Genomic DNA, 15,758 nt, shown 5'->3' with positions numbered 1-15,758 from the left:
GCATGACAGAGCAGCAGGGGCAGAACGCGGCGTCGCCGCAGCTCGACGAACACGGCGAGCGTGTGAAGGGCATATTCTCGAACATCGCGACGCGCTACGAGGCGTTCAATGCGCTGTCGAGCATGGGCGTCTATCGCTACTGGCTGCGCGTCATGGCGCGCACGGCCGCCTGCAAGCCGACAGACCTCGTGCTTGACGTCGCGGGCGGTGCGGGCGACGTGTCGTTCGAGCTGTGCCGCGTCTGCCCGCCGGCCGCCATCGAGCTCACGGACTTCTGTCCGGAGATGCTCGACGTGGCTCGAGAGCGCATCGCCTCCGGCGAGAACCGCGGCGTGCCGGTGACGTGCGACGTGGCCGACGCCATGGCGCTGCCGTTCCCCGACGAGGGCTTCGACGTGCTCACCGTCGCCTACGGCCTGCGCAACTTCTCCGACCGCGTCGCCTCCATGCGCGAGGCCCTGCGCGTGCTGCGCCCCGGCGGCACGTATGTCGCGCTCGAGTTCTCCACGCCGTCGAACCCCGCCTGGCGCGGGCTGTACGGCTGGTATCGCGACCACATGCTGCCACTCATCGGCGGCGCCGTGACGCGCGACCGCGCGGGCTTCGACTACCTGGCCCGCTCTATTCGTGAGTTCCCTTCGCAGGACGTCATCTGCGGCGAGCTGAGGGCCGTGGGCTTTACCGACGTTGGCTATCATGACTGCACGGGCGGCATCGCGACCGTGTACCGGGCGACGCGCCCGCGGGCGTAGCCGGCCCCCGCTCCACCTCTCTGCCCGTGCGACGACTACCTACTAGGAGGTGCGTTCCATGCTTCTGATGGCCCGCTACGTGCTCCCCGTGTCGAGCACGTTCATCGAGAACGGCGCCGTCCTCGTGCGCGACGACCGCATCGTGGAGGTGGGGCACGCCATCGAGCTGCGCCGCCGCTATCCCACGGAGGAGATACGTGACTTCGGCCTCGCCGCGCTCATGCCCGGCTTCGTCGACTGCCACACGCACCTCGAGTACGCCATCATGCGCGGCATCCTCAACGACGCGCCCTATGCGCTGTGGAAGGCGTTCGTCACGCAGAAGGAGGCGCTGCTCACGCCGCAGGACTGGCTTGAGTCGGCTGTCCTCGGCGCCTACGAGGCAATCTCGACGGGCATCACGACGGTTGCCGACGTCACACCGACGGGCGCCAGCCTGCAGGCCGCTCAGCGCCTGGGCCTTCGCGGCATCATCTATCGCGAGGTGGGCGCCGCCCGCCGCGAGGACGTTGAGCCCACGATGGAGCAAGCCGTCGCCGACATCGAGGCGTGGAAGGCCGCAGACACGACGGGCCGCTTCCGCTTCGGTATCGGCCCGGAGAGCCTCTACGTCTGCCACCCGCAGATCCTCGGTGAGATCGCGCGCTACGCGACGCAGACGCACACGCCCGTCGCCATCCACGTCGCCGGCTCCGCGGAGGAGTGCGACTTCATCCGCTACGGCAGCTCGCCGTTCGCCGTCGACAACGACGACGAGGCGTACGACTCCATCGAGCGCCACCAGTCCGTCTCGCTGCTGCCTGCGGGCTGCTCGCCGGTGCGCTACGCCCTGAACTGGGACATCCTCGACGCGCCGGAGGTCCTCGCCATCCACTGTGTCAAGGTGGACGACGCCGACATCCAGGCGCTGGCCGAGCGCGACGTGCGCGTGTGCGCGTGCCCGCGAGCCAACGCCAAGCTCGGCATGGGCGTCGCGCCGATCCTCGCCATGCGCAAGGCCGGCATCAAGGTCGGCCTGGGCACGGACTCTCCTGCTGCGGCCGACAGCATCGATCCCATCGAGGAGATGCGCTTCACGATGCTGGTGCAGCGTGCGATGAACGGCAAGGAGGGCTTCATCACGGGCCCCGACATGGTGAAGATGGCCACGCTCGACTCCGCAGCCGCGCTGGGCATGGACGACCAGGTCGGCTCGCTCGAGCCGGGCAAGCTGGCTGACATCATCGCCATCGACCTGTCCAACTCGCGCCAGGTGCCCACGCACTTCCCGTACTCGGCTGTCATGCACACGGCCGACCGCGACAACGTGCTCATGACGATGGTCGGCGGCAGCATCGTGTTCGACCGCCAGGACCCGTTCTCGCGCGTCATCACGGCCGACGTCCAGAGCATCCGCACGATCCTCAGCCACGTCGAGCAGGTGCGCTCGCGCCTGCGCGCTCAGGGCTGGCACAACTAACTAGCACTGCACCGCAATGCGCGCGTCGCCCGCACTGAGCCGGCGGCGCCGCTTGACACGAAAGGGTTTTCCGCACATGGCATCAGGTACCGACCAGTTCTTCGAGGACGAGGAGTCGCTCACGGGCAAGGCGTCCGCGTCCGCAGCTTCGCCCCGCCCGGCAAAGAAGGCCCACCCGTCCGCCTCCACTGCGCCCGTGCAGGCGGGCAAGAAGCGTCCCCCGTCGTTTTTCATGGTCGTGATCATCGCGATCGTGGCGCTCATCCTCGGCTTCGCACTGGGGTACTTCACGGCGCTCAACACGTGGAGCTCCAAGCTCGAGGCCGACCACGCGGTGACGGCGGCGCAGACGAGCGCCTCGTCGGACGGCACGTCCTCTGACGGCACGTCCTCTGACGGCACGTCGACGGTCAACGAGGAGGCGGGGCTGCCCGAGGGCCACCCCGATCTCGCTTCGCTCATGAACGCGGACGGCACGCTCAACGAGGAGAAGCTCGCCGAGTACAAGGCCCAGCTCGAGGCTGCGCAGGGCTCTGCCAACGGAGACGAGTAAGAGCGCCAACGCGCCGCTTTGGGGGATCGGACCTGTCGAACACCTCGTGGAGCGCCCGCGTGCCGTCTCGCGCGGACGCGGGCGTTTGATGTAGGATGCACGGAGCCCGGTTGTTGATGGCCGGGCACAATGCCTCACGCACAGATTGAAAGGTACGCCAGATGGCTCAGGACAACCAGAAGATGTCGACGGGCAAGACCGTCGTCATCGTCATATTCGCCGTCGTGCTCGTCGCTTCGCTCTGCCTGCCGTTCTTCAGCAGCTGCAGCGCCACTCCGACGACGGCCGGTGACGACAGCGCGAGCTCCGACGCCTCGTCGTCGAGCGACACCAAGACGGTCTCCCAGGTTGATGCGGACTACCAACAGAAGATCGACACGCTGACGAGCAGGCTCTCCGCCAACTCGACGGGTTCCGCCGGTCTTGCGGCCATCGCGAACCTCGGCAACGCCTACATGGACTGGGGCGAGGCGCTGACGCAGGCCAGTGACGCCGACGACAACGACGAGCACGTCAAGGCGACGTTCGCCCAGGCCGTCGAGTACTACGACCAGTATCTCGAGCAGGAGCCCGACTCGAACGCCGTGCGCGTCGACCGCGCCATCTGCGCCTACTACGCCGGCGACGAGGACGGCGCCGTTTCCGCGCTCGAGTCGTTCGTGGGCGACAACCCCGACTTCTCGCCGGCCTGGATGAACCTGGGCATGTTCTACGAGCAGAGCTCGCGCTACGACGAGGCGCTCTCCGCTTACAGCGCCGCCATTTCCGCCGATGCGAAGGACCCGTACAACATGTCGTCCTACGCCCAGCTGCGCGCGCTCATCGTCAACTCCATCAAGGCGCAGGCAAGCGCGTCGAGCGGCGCGGACGGCTCTGCGGCCAGCGATGGCTCGCGTGCCGACGGCGCTGCGGCGAGCTCACTGTCGCGCGACGCCTCCAGCTCCTCTGACGCCGCGGCCGACGAGGACGGCATCGCCAAGCCCATCGTCGGGTAGAATCGCTAGCGCACAAGACGGCGGCCGCCTCCAGGCCGCAGGAAGGGGACCCGCATGAACGTGAACGTGATCACGGCGGTCAACGGTGACATCGGCACGGTCAGCGTTGAGGGGGAGGTCGACGTCAGCAACGCCGACACCCTGCGTGAGGGCGTGCTCGGCCTCATCGCCGACGAGGCGGTCAAGACGGTCGAGGTCGACCTGGCCGGCGTGCCCTACATCGACTCGACGGGCATTGGCGTGCTTGTCGGCGCCGCGCACCGTGCGGAGGATGCGGGCAAGGCGCTGCGCGTGCTGCGCGCCCAGGACAACGTGTCGCGCATCTTCGGCATGCTCGGCGTCGATGAGATCATCGGCTAGAATCAAAAACCGCGCTGTCGGGGCGGCGCTGCCCGGCCACATTGGCCCGCGACGCCGCCCTTTGCTCTCGATCTGGCGTCGCAGAGCGCGAAAAGAGGCGCATCGTAAGAAAATCCCGTCCGTTCGAGAGCGTATATCCCGGACCCGTTGGGTAAGAGGTGTACGTCTGTACGGAGCGACAGAAGGGCCCCAGCCGTGTTTGGAATCGGTGGTACCGAGCTCGTCATCATCTTAGTGTTCGGCTTTCTCATCTTTGGTCCCGATAAGCTGCCCTCCATGGGCCGCACGATCGGCCGTGCGCTACGCCAGTTCCGCCAGGCGCAGGAGCAGATGAACAAGATGGTTCAGACCGAGATCTACGACCCGCTGAACGCGGCGGCGAAGGAGCCCGAGAAGAAGCAGGGCCCCAAGAAGAAGACGACGGCCGGTTCCACGGCCAAGCCCGAGACGTTCGCCGAGAAGAAGGCCCGTCTTGCCGCCGAGGCTTCGGCCGAGGCCGAGCGCAAGATGGCGCCCGCGTCGGACGCCGCTTCCGAGGACGCCGTCGTCGTGCCGGAGAAGCCCGTCGGCCGCTCCGAGACGTTCGCCGAGAAGAAGGCGCGCATGGAGGCTGAGAAGAAGGCCGCGGAGGCCAAGGAGAAGGCCGACAAGGCCGCCCCGAAGCCCGCCATCAAGACGCGCGCCGCCGCGACGGGCAGCAAGAAGACGGGCCCCTCGAAGGCTGCCAAGCTCTACAGTCTCGACGGCGCCGCCGCAAAGCCCGCTGTCAAGAAGGACGAGCCTGCCAAGAAGGCTGCGCCTGCGGCCGACGCCCAGGACGACACGACCACCGGGAAGGGGGATCAGGCGGACGCCTAGCCCCTCCGGGTAAGGCCCACCTGTACTAACGACCATGCCTATCGGACCCGCACGTATGCCCCTGATGGATCACCTCGGCGAGCTTCGCCGCAGGTTGACCATCATCATCGTTTCCCTCTTCTCGACGGCCATCGTCCTGTACTTCGCCACGCCGACGATCATCGCGTTTCTGACGGCGCCGGTTGCCGAGTACTTCCCGACGACGCTGAGCAGCATCCTGGGTGACCCGAACGCCTCGGGCCTCATCGTGACGACGCCGCTCGGAGGCTTCTCCATTCGCTTCCGCGTCGCCATCTTCTGCGCGTTCTGCGTGTGCTCTCCGCTCGTGCTCTGGGAGGTGCTGGCGTTCTTCCTGCCGGCCCTGAAGCCCAACGAGCGCAAGTGGGTCATCCCGACGCTCGCTGCCGGCGTGTTCCTGTTCATCTTCGGCATCGTCTTCTGCTACAACTGGACGCTCGGCGCTGCCTTTGGCTGGCTGACGGGCGAGTCCGACGCTATCGGCTCCGTGTTGCCTGACGCCGAGTACTACATCAAGACGATCCTCGGCCTGCTCATGGCGTTCGGCCTGGCGTTCGAGCTGCCGCTTGTCGTGTTCTACCTCTCGGTGTTCAACCTCGTGCCGTATAAGACGTTTCGCTCGAACTGGCGCACGGTCTATGTCGTGCTGCTCGTGCTGTGCGCCATGGTGACGCCTGACGCCAGCCCCATCACGATGGGCTTCATGTTCGCCGCCCTCGTCATGCTCTATGAGGCGTCTCTGTTCGTCTCGGCGTTCGTCATCCGTAAGCGCATCGCAAAGCAGAAGGCCGAGGGCACGTACTTCGAGGACGACGACGATGACGATGACGACGAGGACGAGGAGTCCGAGGACGACCGCTAGCCGTCCCGCTGCGGCCTGGTAGGGGAGGCGAAGCATCGTGCACGAGTACTCCATCGTTGCCGGTGTCATGGACACGATCATCCCGCTGGCGCGCAAGGCCGGGGCGACGCACATCGCGTGCGTGCGGCTGCGCATCGGCGTCATGACCGAGGTCGTCAAGGAGTCGCTCGACTTCATGTGGGACATCGTGTGCGACGAGCGCGGCGACATGACGCGCGGGGCCAAGCTCGAGGTCGAGTTCGTGCAGCCCCGCTCGTCGTGCATGGTGTGCGGCGAGGAATTCGACCACGATCAGCTCCACGTGCGCTGCCCGAAGTGCGGCTCCGCTTCGACGCTGCTGCTACAGGGCCGCGAGCTCGACATCGCGTCGTTCGACGTCGACACGCCCGACGCCTCCGATGAAGAGCCTTCGCCGTCACCCGATGGCGGGGGCACGGCACCGTCTAACTGAGCTACTATCGAGGGGCCGCATCACAGCGACCCCTTTTCTTTCTCGACTGCATGGGGAGGCACGCGAACATGTCAGAGTCCACGATTGAGGTGGCCAAGCCCATCCTCGACAAGAACGACCGCCTTGCCGCCGATCTGCGCCGGCGCTACGCGGAGCACAAGGTGTGTGTCGTCAACCTGCTGTCCGGCCCCGGCTCGGGCAAGACGTCGACGATCCTCGCGACGATCGCGGCGCTGTCCGACCGCTATAACATCGCCGTCATCGAGGGCGACATCGCCAGCGACGTCGACGCGCAGAAGGTCAAGGCCCACGGCGCCGCCGCCGTCCAGATCAACACGGGCGGCCTGTGCCACCTGGAGGGCGCGATGATCGAGCGCGCGCTCGACGTGCTCGACCTCGACAAGACGGACCTCATCATCATCGAGAACGTCGGCAACCTCGTCTGCACCGTCGAGTTCGACCTCGGCGAGAGCCTGCGTGCCATGATCCTGTCCGTGCCGGAAGGCCACGACAAGCCGCTCAAGTACCCTGGCATCTTCCAGAGCTGCGAGGCCATCATCGTCAACAAGATCGACACGCTGCCGGTGTTCGACTTTGACGAGGCGGCATTCGCGGCGGAGATCGACCAGCTCAACCCCCATGCGCGCACGTTCAAGATCTCGGCCACGAAAGGCACGGGCGTACAGGAGTGGGCGGACTTCCTCGCCCAGCGCATCGAGGCCGTCAAGGCCGGAAAGTCGGAGTAGTCCATGAGGCTCGTCGTCGCAGAGAAGAGCAACGCCGCGGAGAACATCGCCAAGGAGCTCGGCCACGGCGTCAAGAAGGACAAGGTCTATAACACGCCCGTCATGCGCTTCACCCGCGACGGCGAGGAGTGGGTCGCCATGGGTTTGCGCGGCCACATTCTGGCGGTCGACTTCCCACGTGAGCTGCGCTACACGGCGCAGGATGGCTGGTTCGGCGTCGACGACGACGGCGTCATCACGCCTGCGGCTGTCCCGGACAGCCTGGCGAAGCCGCCGTACGAGAAGCCGCGCAAGCCGTTCACAAAGGAGGGCGTCGACATCAAGGGCTGGAAGGTTCCGAGCCTGCCCTACCTCGTGTGGGCGCCCGTCGAGAAGCAGCCGGCCGAGAAGGAGATCATCCGCTCGCTCAAGAACCTCGCGAAGAAGGCCGACTCCATCATCATCGCAACGGACTTCGACCGCGAGGGCGAGCTCATCGGCAGCGATGCCGTCGACATGGTGCGCGAGGTCAACGCCGACGCGCCCATCACGCGCGCCCGCTACTCGTCATTCACGAAGCCCGAGCTCGAGCACGCCTTCGCGCCCGAGAACCTCGTGGCCGTCGACGACGACCTGGCGGCGGCAGGCGAGTCGCGCCAGTTCATCGACCTCATCTGGGGTGCCGTGCTCACACGCTACCTGACGATGGCAAAGTTCGGCGGCCTGGGCAACGTGCGCAGCGCCGGCCGCGTCCAGACGCCGACGCTTGCTCTCGTTGCTCAGCGCGAGAAAGAGCGCCAGGCGTTCGTGCCCGAGGACTACTGGGTCATCCGCTCGCAGATGGCCACGTCCGACGGTACGGAGTTCAAGGCGTCTCACGCCACGGCCCGCTTCAAGGACGAGGGCGAGGCTCATGCCGCGTATCAGGCCGCTAAGGCTGCCGGCACGGGTCGCGTGACCGATGTTACGAAGAAGTCGCGCAAGGGCGTCATCCAGACGCCGTTCAACACGACGAGCCTCCAGGCCGCCGCCGCAGCCGAGGGCCTGTCTCCGGCACGTACGATGCGCATCGCCGAGTCGCTGTACATGAGCGGCCTCATCTCGTACCCCCGCGTCGACAACACGGTCTACCCCGCGACGCTGGATCTCGCCGAGACGGTCAAGACGCTGGCGGGCGTGCCCCAGTACGCGCCGTACTGCCGCAAGCTGCTGGCCGGCGGCCCGCTCAAGGCGACGCGCGGCAAGCAGGAGACGACAGACCACCCGCCCATCTACCCCACGGGCGTCGGCAACCCCGACAAGCTCAAGGCCGAGGAGTGGAAGCTCTACAACCTCATTGCGCGGCGCTTCCTCGCCACGCTGTCAGAGCAACCGGTCATCGAGGGCACGAAGGTGTCTATCGACGTCGGAGGCCAGCCGTTCGTGGCCTCGGGCGACGTGCTCGTCAAGGCCGGCTACCGCGAGATCTACCCCTACGGCTCCAAGAAGGACGAGGAGCTGCCTTCGCTCGCTGTCGGCGACACGGTCGACGTGCGCGACATGGCGCTCGACGCCAAGCAGACCGAGCCGCCGGCGCGCTACAGCCAGGGCAAGCTCGTGCAGGAGATGGAGCGCCTCGGCCTGGGCACGAAGTCGACGCGCGCGAGCATCATCGAGCGCCTGTACGAGGTGAAGTACCTCAAGAACGACCCCATCGAGCCGAGCCAGCTCGGCATGGCCATCATCTCGGCGCTCGAAGAGTACGCCTATCACATCACGACGCCCGAGATGACGAGCGAGCTCGAGGGTGACATGACGAGCGTGGCCGAGGGCAACAAGACACAGGACGACGTCGTGACGCACTCGCGCGAGCTGCTCGCCGGCCTGCTCGAGGGGCTCATCGAGCATAAGGAGGACCTCGGCGAGGCCATCTCCGATGCCGTGACTGCCGACGCAAAGATCGGCGTGTGCCCCAAGTGCGGACACGACCTGCTCGTTAAGCAGTCTGCTAAGACGCGCTCGAGCTTCATCGGGTGCTCGGCCTGGCCCGAGTGCGACGTCACATACCCGCTGCCCAAGGGCAAGATCGAGCCGGTTGAGGAGCCGTGCCCCACGTGCGGCTGCCCCCAGATCAAGGTAAAGCCGTTCCGCTCGAAGCCCTACACTGTGTGCGTCGACCCGGCCTGCCCGACAAACGCCGAGCCTGACGTCGACGTGGGCGAGTGCCCGGCGTGCAAGGCGGCGGGACGGGTGGGACGCCTCGTGGCGCACCGCAGCGACCGCACGCTCAAGCGCTTCATCCGCTGCACGAACTACGACGACTGCGGCACGAGCTACCCGCTGCCGCAGCGTGGCAAGCTCACGTCGACAGGCGAGGTCTGCCCCGACTGCGGCGCGCCCATCGTCGAGATTCAAACGGCGCGCGGCCCGTGGCGTCTGTGCGTCAACATGGACTGCCCTGCCAAGGCGAGGGCAGAGGAGGAAAAGGCGGCCAAGAAGGCCAAGGCAGACGCAGGGGAAGCGGCTGACGCCGGCGCGAAGAAGGCGCCCGCCAAAAAGAAGGCGGGAAGCACGGCGAAGAAGAAGGCCGCGGCCGGCACCGCGAAGAAGGCGGCGTCTGGAACGCGCGCAAAAAAGGCTGCCGCGAAGGAGACTGAAGCGTAGGTTGACGGTACGCCTTTTCGGGCCCCGTGCCTGAGAGGCGCGGGGCCTGTGAAGTTTGACGCCTGATTGCGGTGCCTGACGCCGCCCATACGAAGCCTTGACGTGCGCCCTCTACAATGAGGACGCACGTGGTAAGGGTGCCCGGCCTTATCGTCCGCCGTCACCGCGGTGGCCTTGCGGCACATGACGAAGGGACTTCCCTATGGCAGCACATCGTTTCGATACCCCGCATCTCGTCGCCGGTATGACGCGCCGGCAGGCCCTTGGGCTCATGGCTGCCGGCCTCATCGCGGGCTCCGGCATGCTGGGTGCTCGCATGGCGCGCCCAGCGCTGGCGGAGGACGCCCCGGGCACGCCGTCCGGCACGCTGACCATGGCGATCTCCGTCGACCCCGACGGTCTCGACCCGCAGCGCACGGCTGCGGCGAGCACGTTCCAGGTCACGAACAACCTCTACGACCCACTGCTCACGGTGACGCCTGATGGCGAGCTCTGCCCCTGCCTCGCCCAGAGCTGGGACGTCTCCGACGACGGTCTCACGATCACGTTCACGCTGCGCGAGGGCGTGCAGTTCTCCAACGGTAACCCCTGCGATGCGCCGGCTGTCGTCGCTTCGATGCAACGCCTGCAGGCAGACGAGTCCCCGCGCAAGGATGACTACGCGGAGTTCTCGTTCGAGGCTCAGGGTGCCAACGTGGTCGTCGTCACGATGGAGAAGCTCAACGTCGCGGCGCTGACGAACTTCGCCTACCCGTGGGCGGCGATCGTCGACGTGAGCGCTGCCGATACGCTGCGCAACGCCCCCGTGGGCACGGGCGCGTTCACGCTGGACTCATGGACACCCCAGCAGGGGCTTGAGCTCTCTGCCAACGAGGCCTACTGGGGCGGCGCCCCCCACGTCGCCCACGTGACGATGCGCGTCATGCCCGACGCGACGTCGCAGGTCACGTCGCTGCGCGCCGGTGAGATTGACTTCGCCGTCGTCTCGGCTGACCAGGTGGCGCTGTTCCAGGGCGACCCGAACTTCTCCGTCGTCAACGAGCCCATGAACGGCGTGCAGCTCATGGCTATGAACCTGGCCAACGAGGCGCTGTCCGACGCGCGCGTGCGCCAGGCCATCAACCATGCCGTCGACAAGCAGGCGCTCATCGACACCGTGTGGTGGGGCCAGGGCTCCATGATCGGCTCGCACTATCCCGTGGGGCTCAAGGAGTACGTCGATACGAACGGCCTCTACCCCTACGACGTCGACAAAGCGAAGGCCCTGCTCAAGGAGGCGGGCTACGAGGGCGGCCTCACGCTTGGCATGAAGCTGCCCAAGAGCTATCCCGAGTACGTGAGCGCCGGGCAGGTCATCGCCGACTTCCTCTCCAAGGTGGGCATCACGTGCAACATCGAGGTCATCGAGTGGGCGACGTGGCTGCAGGACGTCTATACCGACCGCAACTATGACCTCACGGTCGTCGGCCACACGGGACGCCTTGACCCCTACGTGCTGCTTTCACGGTATGGATCACATGCCGAGACGAACTACTTCAACTACAGCAGCGCTGACGTCGACGCGATGATCGAGAGCTTCGAGGGCGAGCCCGACGAGGCGAAGCGTACGGACATCGTGCGTGACATCCAGCGCGCGCTTGCTACTGACGTACCGGCCCTCTACATCCAGGACCCCAACACGACATATGTCACGACGGCCAAGGTGAGCGGCTTCGCGGTCTATCCCATCGACATCTACATGCTCAAGGACGTCGCCGTCTCGGCGTAGTTGCGACATCTTAACGGCGGGCACGGGTTGGTTGGGACGAAACGGCAGGTGAGATGGGCATAGCGATACTCAAACGACTCGGCGCGGGCATCGTTGTGCTGTTCGTCGTAACACTCGTGACATTCGCCGTGCTGCACGTCATTCCCGGCGATGCGGCGACGCTTGCGTTGGGAACGGATGCCACGCCCGAGCGCCTGGCCGCGATGCGGGCAGCCCTGGGAACGGATCGTCCTCTGCCCGAGCAGTACGTCGACTGGATCGGGGGCGTGCTGAGCGGGGACTGGGGCACGAGCTCCCTGTACGGCGCCGACGTCTGGAGCGTCATCTCACCGACGCTTGGCGTCACGCTCGGTCTTGCCATATACGCGACGCTTGTTGCCGTCGTCGTGTCGCTCGTGCTTGGCTGCGCTGCCGCCCTGCGCCCCGGCTCGCTCATCGACGGCGTCGCCCGCGTTGTCATGCAGCTCGGTGGCGCCGTGCCGGGCTTTTGGCTCGGCATCTTGCTCATGTTGGCGTTCGCCGCACACCTGGGATGGTTTCCCGTGAGCGGCTACGTGCCGCTTTCGCAGGACTTCTGGGGCGGCGTTCGCAGCCTGACGCTGCCAGCACTCGCCTTGGCGGCAGGAGAGTGCGGCGTACTTGTGCGCATCGTGCGCTCGAGCGTGCTGTCGTCGCTCGGCCGCGACTACATGCTGGCGACGCGCGTCAAGGGGCTGCCGCGGGCGCGCGCCGTCGTCGCCTACGCGCTGCGCGGGGCGCTCGTGGCGCCGCTGACGATGGCTGGCATGCAGCTCGCCAAGCTCGTAGGCGGCACCGTCGTCGTCGAGAGCGTCTTTGCTCTGCCCGGCCTGGGCAGGCTGCTGCTGACGGCTGTCGAGCAGCGTGACGTGCTGCTGCTCCAGGGCATCGTCCTGTTCGTGACGGCGGCCGTCGTTGTCGTGAGCCTGCTCGTGGACGTCGCCGTCATGGCGGCTGACCCCGCCGTGCGCAAGGGCAGCACGGGAGGCGCGCAATGAGGGCGCGGGGGCAGAGAAAGCGCACGGGGCGGCTCACGCTCGTCGTGGGGGTCGCGCTCGTTGCGCTTGTCGTTCTGGCGGGGCTTGTCTCGCTCGTCTGGACGCCGTACGACCCCGACGCCATGGAGGTCACGAACCGCTTTGCCTTACCGAGCGCGACGCACGTCTTCGGGACGGATCAGTTCGGCCGCGACATCTGCTCGCGCGTCATGGTCGCCGCCCGCCCGGCCCTGCTCGTGGGCCTGGGCTCCGTTGGCTTGGGGGCGCTCGTCGGCACGGTCGTGGGCGCAGCCGGCGCCATGGCAGGGCGGGTCGTGCGCGCGGTCATCATGCGGCTCATCGACGGTCTCATGGCCTTTCCCGGCATCCTGCTCGCCATGATGCTCGTGCTCGTCGTGGGGCGCGGGCTGACAAGCGCGCTCATCGCCATCGCCGTGTTCATGGTGCCGACGTTTGCGCGGCTGGCGTATGGCCTGACGATGGAGGCGCGCGGCACGCTCTATGTCAAGGCGGCGCGCAGCTACGGCTCGTCGGGCGCGCGTATCGTGCTGCGCCAGGTGCTCCCCGTCATGCTGCCGCGTATCGTGACGACGTTCACGGCCCACGTCGGTGCGGCCATGCTGCTCGAGTCGTCGCTGTCCTTCCTTGGTCTGGGCATCCAGCCGCCGACGGCGAGCTGGGGCATGATGCTTTCCGAGGCGCTGCCCTATGTGACGAGCTACCCCGCCGTGGCTGTCGCACCGGGGCTGGCGCTCATGCTGGCGGCCCTGGGCTTCAACTTGCTGGGCGACGCGCTCAACGATCGCCTCGTGGAAGGAGGCGCGCGATGACGGCGGGAGCCTCTTCTCGGTCGGGCGGCGGCACCTCCCTCCTGCGTGCACGCGGGCTTGTCGTGCGTGACGCGAGCGGTCGGGTGCTTGTGGACGGCGTCGGGTTCGACGTGCGCCCCGGCGAGCGACTCGGCGTCGTGGGCGAGTCAGGCGCGGGCAAGACGTTGACGCTGCGAGCGTGCTTGGGCCTGCTGCCGGAGGGGCTGAGCTGCAAGGCGGACGAGCTCGTGCTCGCCGGCCACGACATGCGCGCCGCTCGTTCGCGCGAGCTGCGCGAGGTCTTGGGCACGCGCGTCGGCTTCATCCCGCAGAACACGATGGAGTACCTGCATCCGCTCATGCGCGTCCGCTCCCAGATGACGGACGGATATCGTACGTGGCATCGCGACGCGCCGCGCGACGCCGCCCAGGCACGGGCTCGCGAGCTGCTGACGGCCGTGGGCATCGACGACCCCGAGCGCGTTCTCGCCGCTCGGCCGGGTGAGCTGTCGGGAGGGATGCGCCAGCGTGTCAACGTCGCGTGCGCCCTGATGGGCGACCCCGGGCTGCTCGTTGCCGACGAGCCGACGGCCTCGCTCGACCCGCGCATCGCCCGCCAGGTCGTCGACCTCATCGCACGCGTGGCTGGCGAGCGCGGCATCGCCGTCGTCATGGTGTCGCACGACCTCGCGATGGTGCGGGCTTGCTGCGACCGGATCGTCGTGCTGCGTGACGGCCATGTCGTGGAGGAGGGGCCTGCCGCCCGGGTGTTCGACGCGCCGTCCGACCCCTACACGCGCACGCTCGTCGCGGCCATGCCGCGCCTGGGCGAGGCGCTGGCGGCGCGAGAGGCCGAGGACGAGGGCGGCCCGGCGGCGGCTTGCGTGCTCGAGGCGCGCGACGTGACGCGGCGCTTTCGCTTGGGGCGCGGGCGCGACCTCACGGCCGTCGACGGCGTAAGCTTGACGCTGCGCCGCGGACGCACGCTCGGCGTCGTGGGCGAGTCCGGCTCGGGCAAGTCGACGCTGGGCGAGGTGCTCGGTGGCCTGCAGGAAGGCGACGCTGGCAGCGTGCTGTTCAGTGGCACGGACGTGCACAGCCTCGACCGGGCGGGCCGCCGTGCCTATCGCCGTGGCGTGCAGTTCGTGTTCCAAGACCCCGTGGCCTCCGTCAACCCGAGCTTTACGGTCGAGCGTGCCCTCGCGGACCCCCAGCAGGTGCTCATGCCGGAGCTCTCCCGCTCGGAGATAGACGAGCGCTCCCGTGCCATGCTGCGCCGCGTGGGGCTCGACCCCGCTCGCGTCATGGGCGCCCGGGCTCGCGAGCTGTCGGGCGGCCAGTGCCAGCGCGTCGCCATCGCTCGGGCGCTCATCACGGAGCCGTCGGCCGTCATCTGCGACGAGTGCACGTCGGCGCTCGACGTCTCAGTGCAGGCGCAGATCCTCGACCTGTTGCGGGAGCTCCAGGCGGAGCTAGGCTGCGCCTACCTGTTCATCAGCCACGACATGGGGGCCGTCGCCCGGCTGGCCGATGACGTGCTCGTCATGCACGGCGGCCGTGTCGTGGAGAGCGGCCCGGTCGCGCAGGTGCTGCGCGAACCGCGCGACCCCTACACGCGAGCGCTCATCGCCGCGACGTTTACGGGGGAGGGCGGCGTCCGATGAGGCTAACCGTCGCTGGGTGCTGGGGTGGCTCGCCACGGCCGGGAGGCGCGTGCTCGGGCTATCTCGTGCAGCACGGCGGCACAAGTGTGCTGCTCGACTGCGGTGCGGGCGTTGCCGGGTCCGTGCAGCGCGCCTGTGCGCTCACGGATATCGACGACGTCATCGTGAGCCACTTCCACCACGATCACGTGAGCGACGCCGGCGTGCTCATGTTCGCCCGGCTCGTCGCTCGCCAGCTCGGCCAGACTGACCACACGCTGACGTTCTATGCGCCGGGCTTTGGGGGCATGTCTGCCTCGCTCGACACGCACACTGCCTTCGACCTCGCGCGCCTCGAGATGCCGGGCGCCTCGCACGCCGTGGCTCTCGACCCTACGTCCCGTTTGAGTATCGGGTCGCTTTCCTTTGACTTCCTGCAGACGAAGCACCCCGCCCCCTGCCTGGCGACGCGCGTCACGTGCGAGGAAGACGGCGCGAAGCTCGTCTACACTGCCGACGCTGCGCTCACGTCCGATCTGGCGGCGTTTTGTGCCGGGGCAGACGTGCTGCTATGCGAGTGCAGTCTGTACGCGGGCTATGATGGTCAGGCCATGGGGCACATGAGCTGCGAGGACGTCGTTGAGCTCGCGCGGGTTGCCCGCCCTGGGACGCTCGTGCTCACACACCTGCCCATCTACGGTGACGTCACGGATCTGCTGGCTTACGTGCGCTCGGGTCTCGCGCCCGACGAGGTGGCTGACGTGCTGCTCGCCGACCGGCCGCCGGCGGGGGCTCTGGCGGGGGATATGCTGTCGATACCGATTGCTCGAAGGAAGGGATAGCCAG

At 67.5% G+C, this 15,758-nt stretch carries 15 protein-coding genes; all 15 read left to right on the top strand.

Annotated features, from left to right (window positions below):
• The first annotated feature begins 2 nt into the window (after nt 1-2).
• The 15 genes from KHZ24_06065 to KHZ24_05995 all read left to right on the top strand — a co-directional run bounded on the left by KHZ24_06065 (nt 3) and on the right by KHZ24_05995 (nt 15,754).
• Complete coding sequence (locus tag KHZ24_06065) at nt 3-752, top strand: ubiquinone/menaquinone biosynthesis methyltransferase (GenBank protein MBS5450763.1); 750 nt, start codon at nt 3-5, stop codon at nt 750-752.
• A gap of 58 nt (nt 753-810) precedes the next feature.
• On the top strand, nt 811-2,211 hold the full coding sequence (locus KHZ24_06060; GenBank protein ID MBS5450762.1) for an amidohydrolase family protein: 1,401 nt from the start codon (nt 811-813) through the stop codon (nt 2,209-2,211).
• A 76-nt stretch (nt 2,212-2,287) separates the two neighbouring features.
• Complete coding sequence (locus KHZ24_06055; protein MBS5450761.1) at nt 2,288-2,764, top strand: hypothetical protein; 477 nt, start codon at nt 2,288-2,290, stop codon at nt 2,762-2,764.
• 161 nt (nt 2,765-2,925) lie between these two features.
• A complete protein-coding gene (locus KHZ24_06050) occupies nt 2,926-3,759 on the top strand; it encodes a tetratricopeptide repeat protein (GenBank protein MBS5450760.1) in 834 nt (277 codons plus the stop codon).
• A gap of 54 nt (nt 3,760-3,813) precedes the next feature.
• Complete coding sequence (locus tag KHZ24_06045) at nt 3,814-4,119, top strand: STAS domain-containing protein (GenBank protein MBS5450759.1); 306 nt, start codon at nt 3,814-3,816, stop codon at nt 4,117-4,119.
• A 195-nt stretch (nt 4,120-4,314) separates the two neighbouring features.
• A complete protein-coding gene (locus KHZ24_06040) occupies nt 4,315-4,977 on the top strand; it encodes a twin-arginine translocase TatA/TatE family subunit (protein ID MBS5450758.1) in 663 nt (220 codons plus the stop codon).
• 34 nt (nt 4,978-5,011) lie between these two features.
• Nucleotides 5,012-5,857 carry a twin-arginine translocase subunit TatC gene (gene tatC / locus KHZ24_06035; GenBank protein MBS5450757.1) on the top strand — a complete coding sequence of 282 codons (846 nt, stop codon included), beginning with the start codon at nt 5,012-5,014 and terminating at the stop codon, nt 5,855-5,857.
• 37 nt (nt 5,858-5,894) lie between these two features.
• Nucleotides 5,895-6,308: a hydrogenase maturation nickel metallochaperone HypA gene (locus KHZ24_06030; GenBank protein ID MBS5450756.1), complete on the top strand. Its 414-nt coding sequence runs from the start codon at nt 5,895-5,897 to the stop codon at nt 6,306-6,308.
• Between the two features lie 68 nt (nt 6,309-6,376).
• On the top strand, nt 6,377-7,054 hold the full coding sequence (gene hypB, locus KHZ24_06025; protein MBS5450755.1) for a hydrogenase nickel incorporation protein HypB: 678 nt from the start codon (nt 6,377-6,379) through the stop codon (nt 7,052-7,054).
• Between the two features lie 3 nt (nt 7,055-7,057).
• Nucleotides 7,058-9,676 carry a DNA topoisomerase I gene (locus KHZ24_06020; protein MBS5450754.1) on the top strand — a complete coding sequence of 873 codons (2,619 nt, stop codon included), beginning with the start codon at nt 7,058-7,060 and terminating at the stop codon, nt 9,674-9,676.
• A gap of 373 nt (nt 9,677-10,049) precedes the next feature.
• Nucleotides 10,050-11,444, top strand: a complete 1,395-nt coding sequence (locus tag KHZ24_06015; protein MBS5450753.1) for a hypothetical protein — start codon at nt 10,050-10,052, stop codon at nt 11,442-11,444.
• A 53-nt stretch (nt 11,445-11,497) separates the two neighbouring features.
• The gene (locus tag KHZ24_06010; GenBank protein ID MBS5450752.1) at nt 11,498-12,460 is read left to right on the top strand and encodes an ABC transporter permease; all 963 of its coding nucleotides are present in this window, start codon (nt 11,498-11,500) and stop codon (nt 12,458-12,460) included.
• Nucleotides 12,457-13,290 (top strand): ABC transporter permease, encoded by an 834-nt coding sequence (locus KHZ24_06005; protein ID MBS5450751.1) that lies wholly within the window; start codon nt 12,457-12,459, stop codon nt 13,288-13,290. Before KHZ24_06010 ends, KHZ24_06005 begins: the two co-directional genes overlap by 4 nt.
• Complete coding sequence (locus KHZ24_06000) at nt 13,287-14,933, top strand: ABC transporter ATP-binding protein (protein MBS5450750.1); 1,647 nt, start codon at nt 13,287-13,289, stop codon at nt 14,931-14,933. The genes KHZ24_06005 and KHZ24_06000 overlap by 4 nt, the downstream gene beginning before the upstream one ends.
• Nucleotides 14,930-15,754 (top strand): MBL fold metallo-hydrolase, encoded by an 825-nt coding sequence (locus KHZ24_05995; protein ID MBS5450749.1) that lies wholly within the window; start codon nt 14,930-14,932, stop codon nt 15,752-15,754. The genes KHZ24_06000 and KHZ24_05995 overlap by 4 nt, the downstream gene beginning before the upstream one ends.
• Nucleotides 15,755-15,758 lie beyond the last annotated feature (4 nt).

Source organism: Coriobacteriia bacterium (assembly GCA_018368455.1).
GTDB lineage: Bacteria > Actinomycetota > Coriobacteriia > Coriobacteriales > UMGS124 > JAGZEG01.
Note: the sequence above shows the minus strand (reverse complement) of the source record. Positions and strands in the feature narration are given on the sequence as shown.

Bases quoted from the DNA above. Each gene is read 5' to 3' on its own strand.
- KHZ24_05995 (MBS5450749.1), top strand. From the start codon at position 14,930: ATGAGGCTAACCGTCGCTGGGTGCTGGGGTGGCTCGCCACGGCCGGGA.
- hypB (MBS5450755.1), top strand. From the start codon at position 6,377: ATGTCAGAGTCCACGATTGAGGTGGCCAAGCCCATCCTCGACAAGAAC.
- KHZ24_06065 (MBS5450763.1), top strand. From the start codon at position 3: ATGACAGAGCAGCAGGGGCAGAACGCGGCGTCGCCGCAGCTCGACGAA.
- KHZ24_06050 (MBS5450760.1), top strand. From the start codon at position 2,926: ATGGCTCAGGACAACCAGAAGATGTCGACGGGCAAGACCGTCGTCATC.
- tatC (MBS5450757.1), top strand. From the start codon at position 5,012: ATGCCTATCGGACCCGCACGTATGCCCCTGATGGATCACCTCGGCGAG.
- KHZ24_06055 (MBS5450761.1), top strand. From the start codon at position 2,288: ATGGCATCAGGTACCGACCAGTTCTTCGAGGACGAGGAGTCGCTCACG.
- KHZ24_06045 (MBS5450759.1), top strand. From the start codon at position 3,814: ATGAACGTGAACGTGATCACGGCGGTCAACGGTGACATCGGCACGGTC.
- KHZ24_06015 (MBS5450753.1), top strand. From the start codon at position 10,050: ATGGCGATCTCCGTCGACCCCGACGGTCTCGACCCGCAGCGCACGGCT.
- KHZ24_06005 (MBS5450751.1), top strand. From the start codon at position 12,457: ATGAGGGCGCGGGGGCAGAGAAAGCGCACGGGGCGGCTCACGCTCGTC.
- KHZ24_06000 (MBS5450750.1), top strand. From the start codon at position 13,287: ATGACGGCGGGAGCCTCTTCTCGGTCGGGCGGCGGCACCTCCCTCCTG.
- KHZ24_06010 (MBS5450752.1), top strand. From the start codon at position 11,498: ATGGGCATAGCGATACTCAAACGACTCGGCGCGGGCATCGTTGTGCTG.
- KHZ24_06060 (MBS5450762.1), top strand. From the start codon at position 811: ATGCTTCTGATGGCCCGCTACGTGCTCCCCGTGTCGAGCACGTTCATC.
- KHZ24_06020 (MBS5450754.1), top strand. From the start codon at position 7,058: ATGAGGCTCGTCGTCGCAGAGAAGAGCAACGCCGCGGAGAACATCGCC.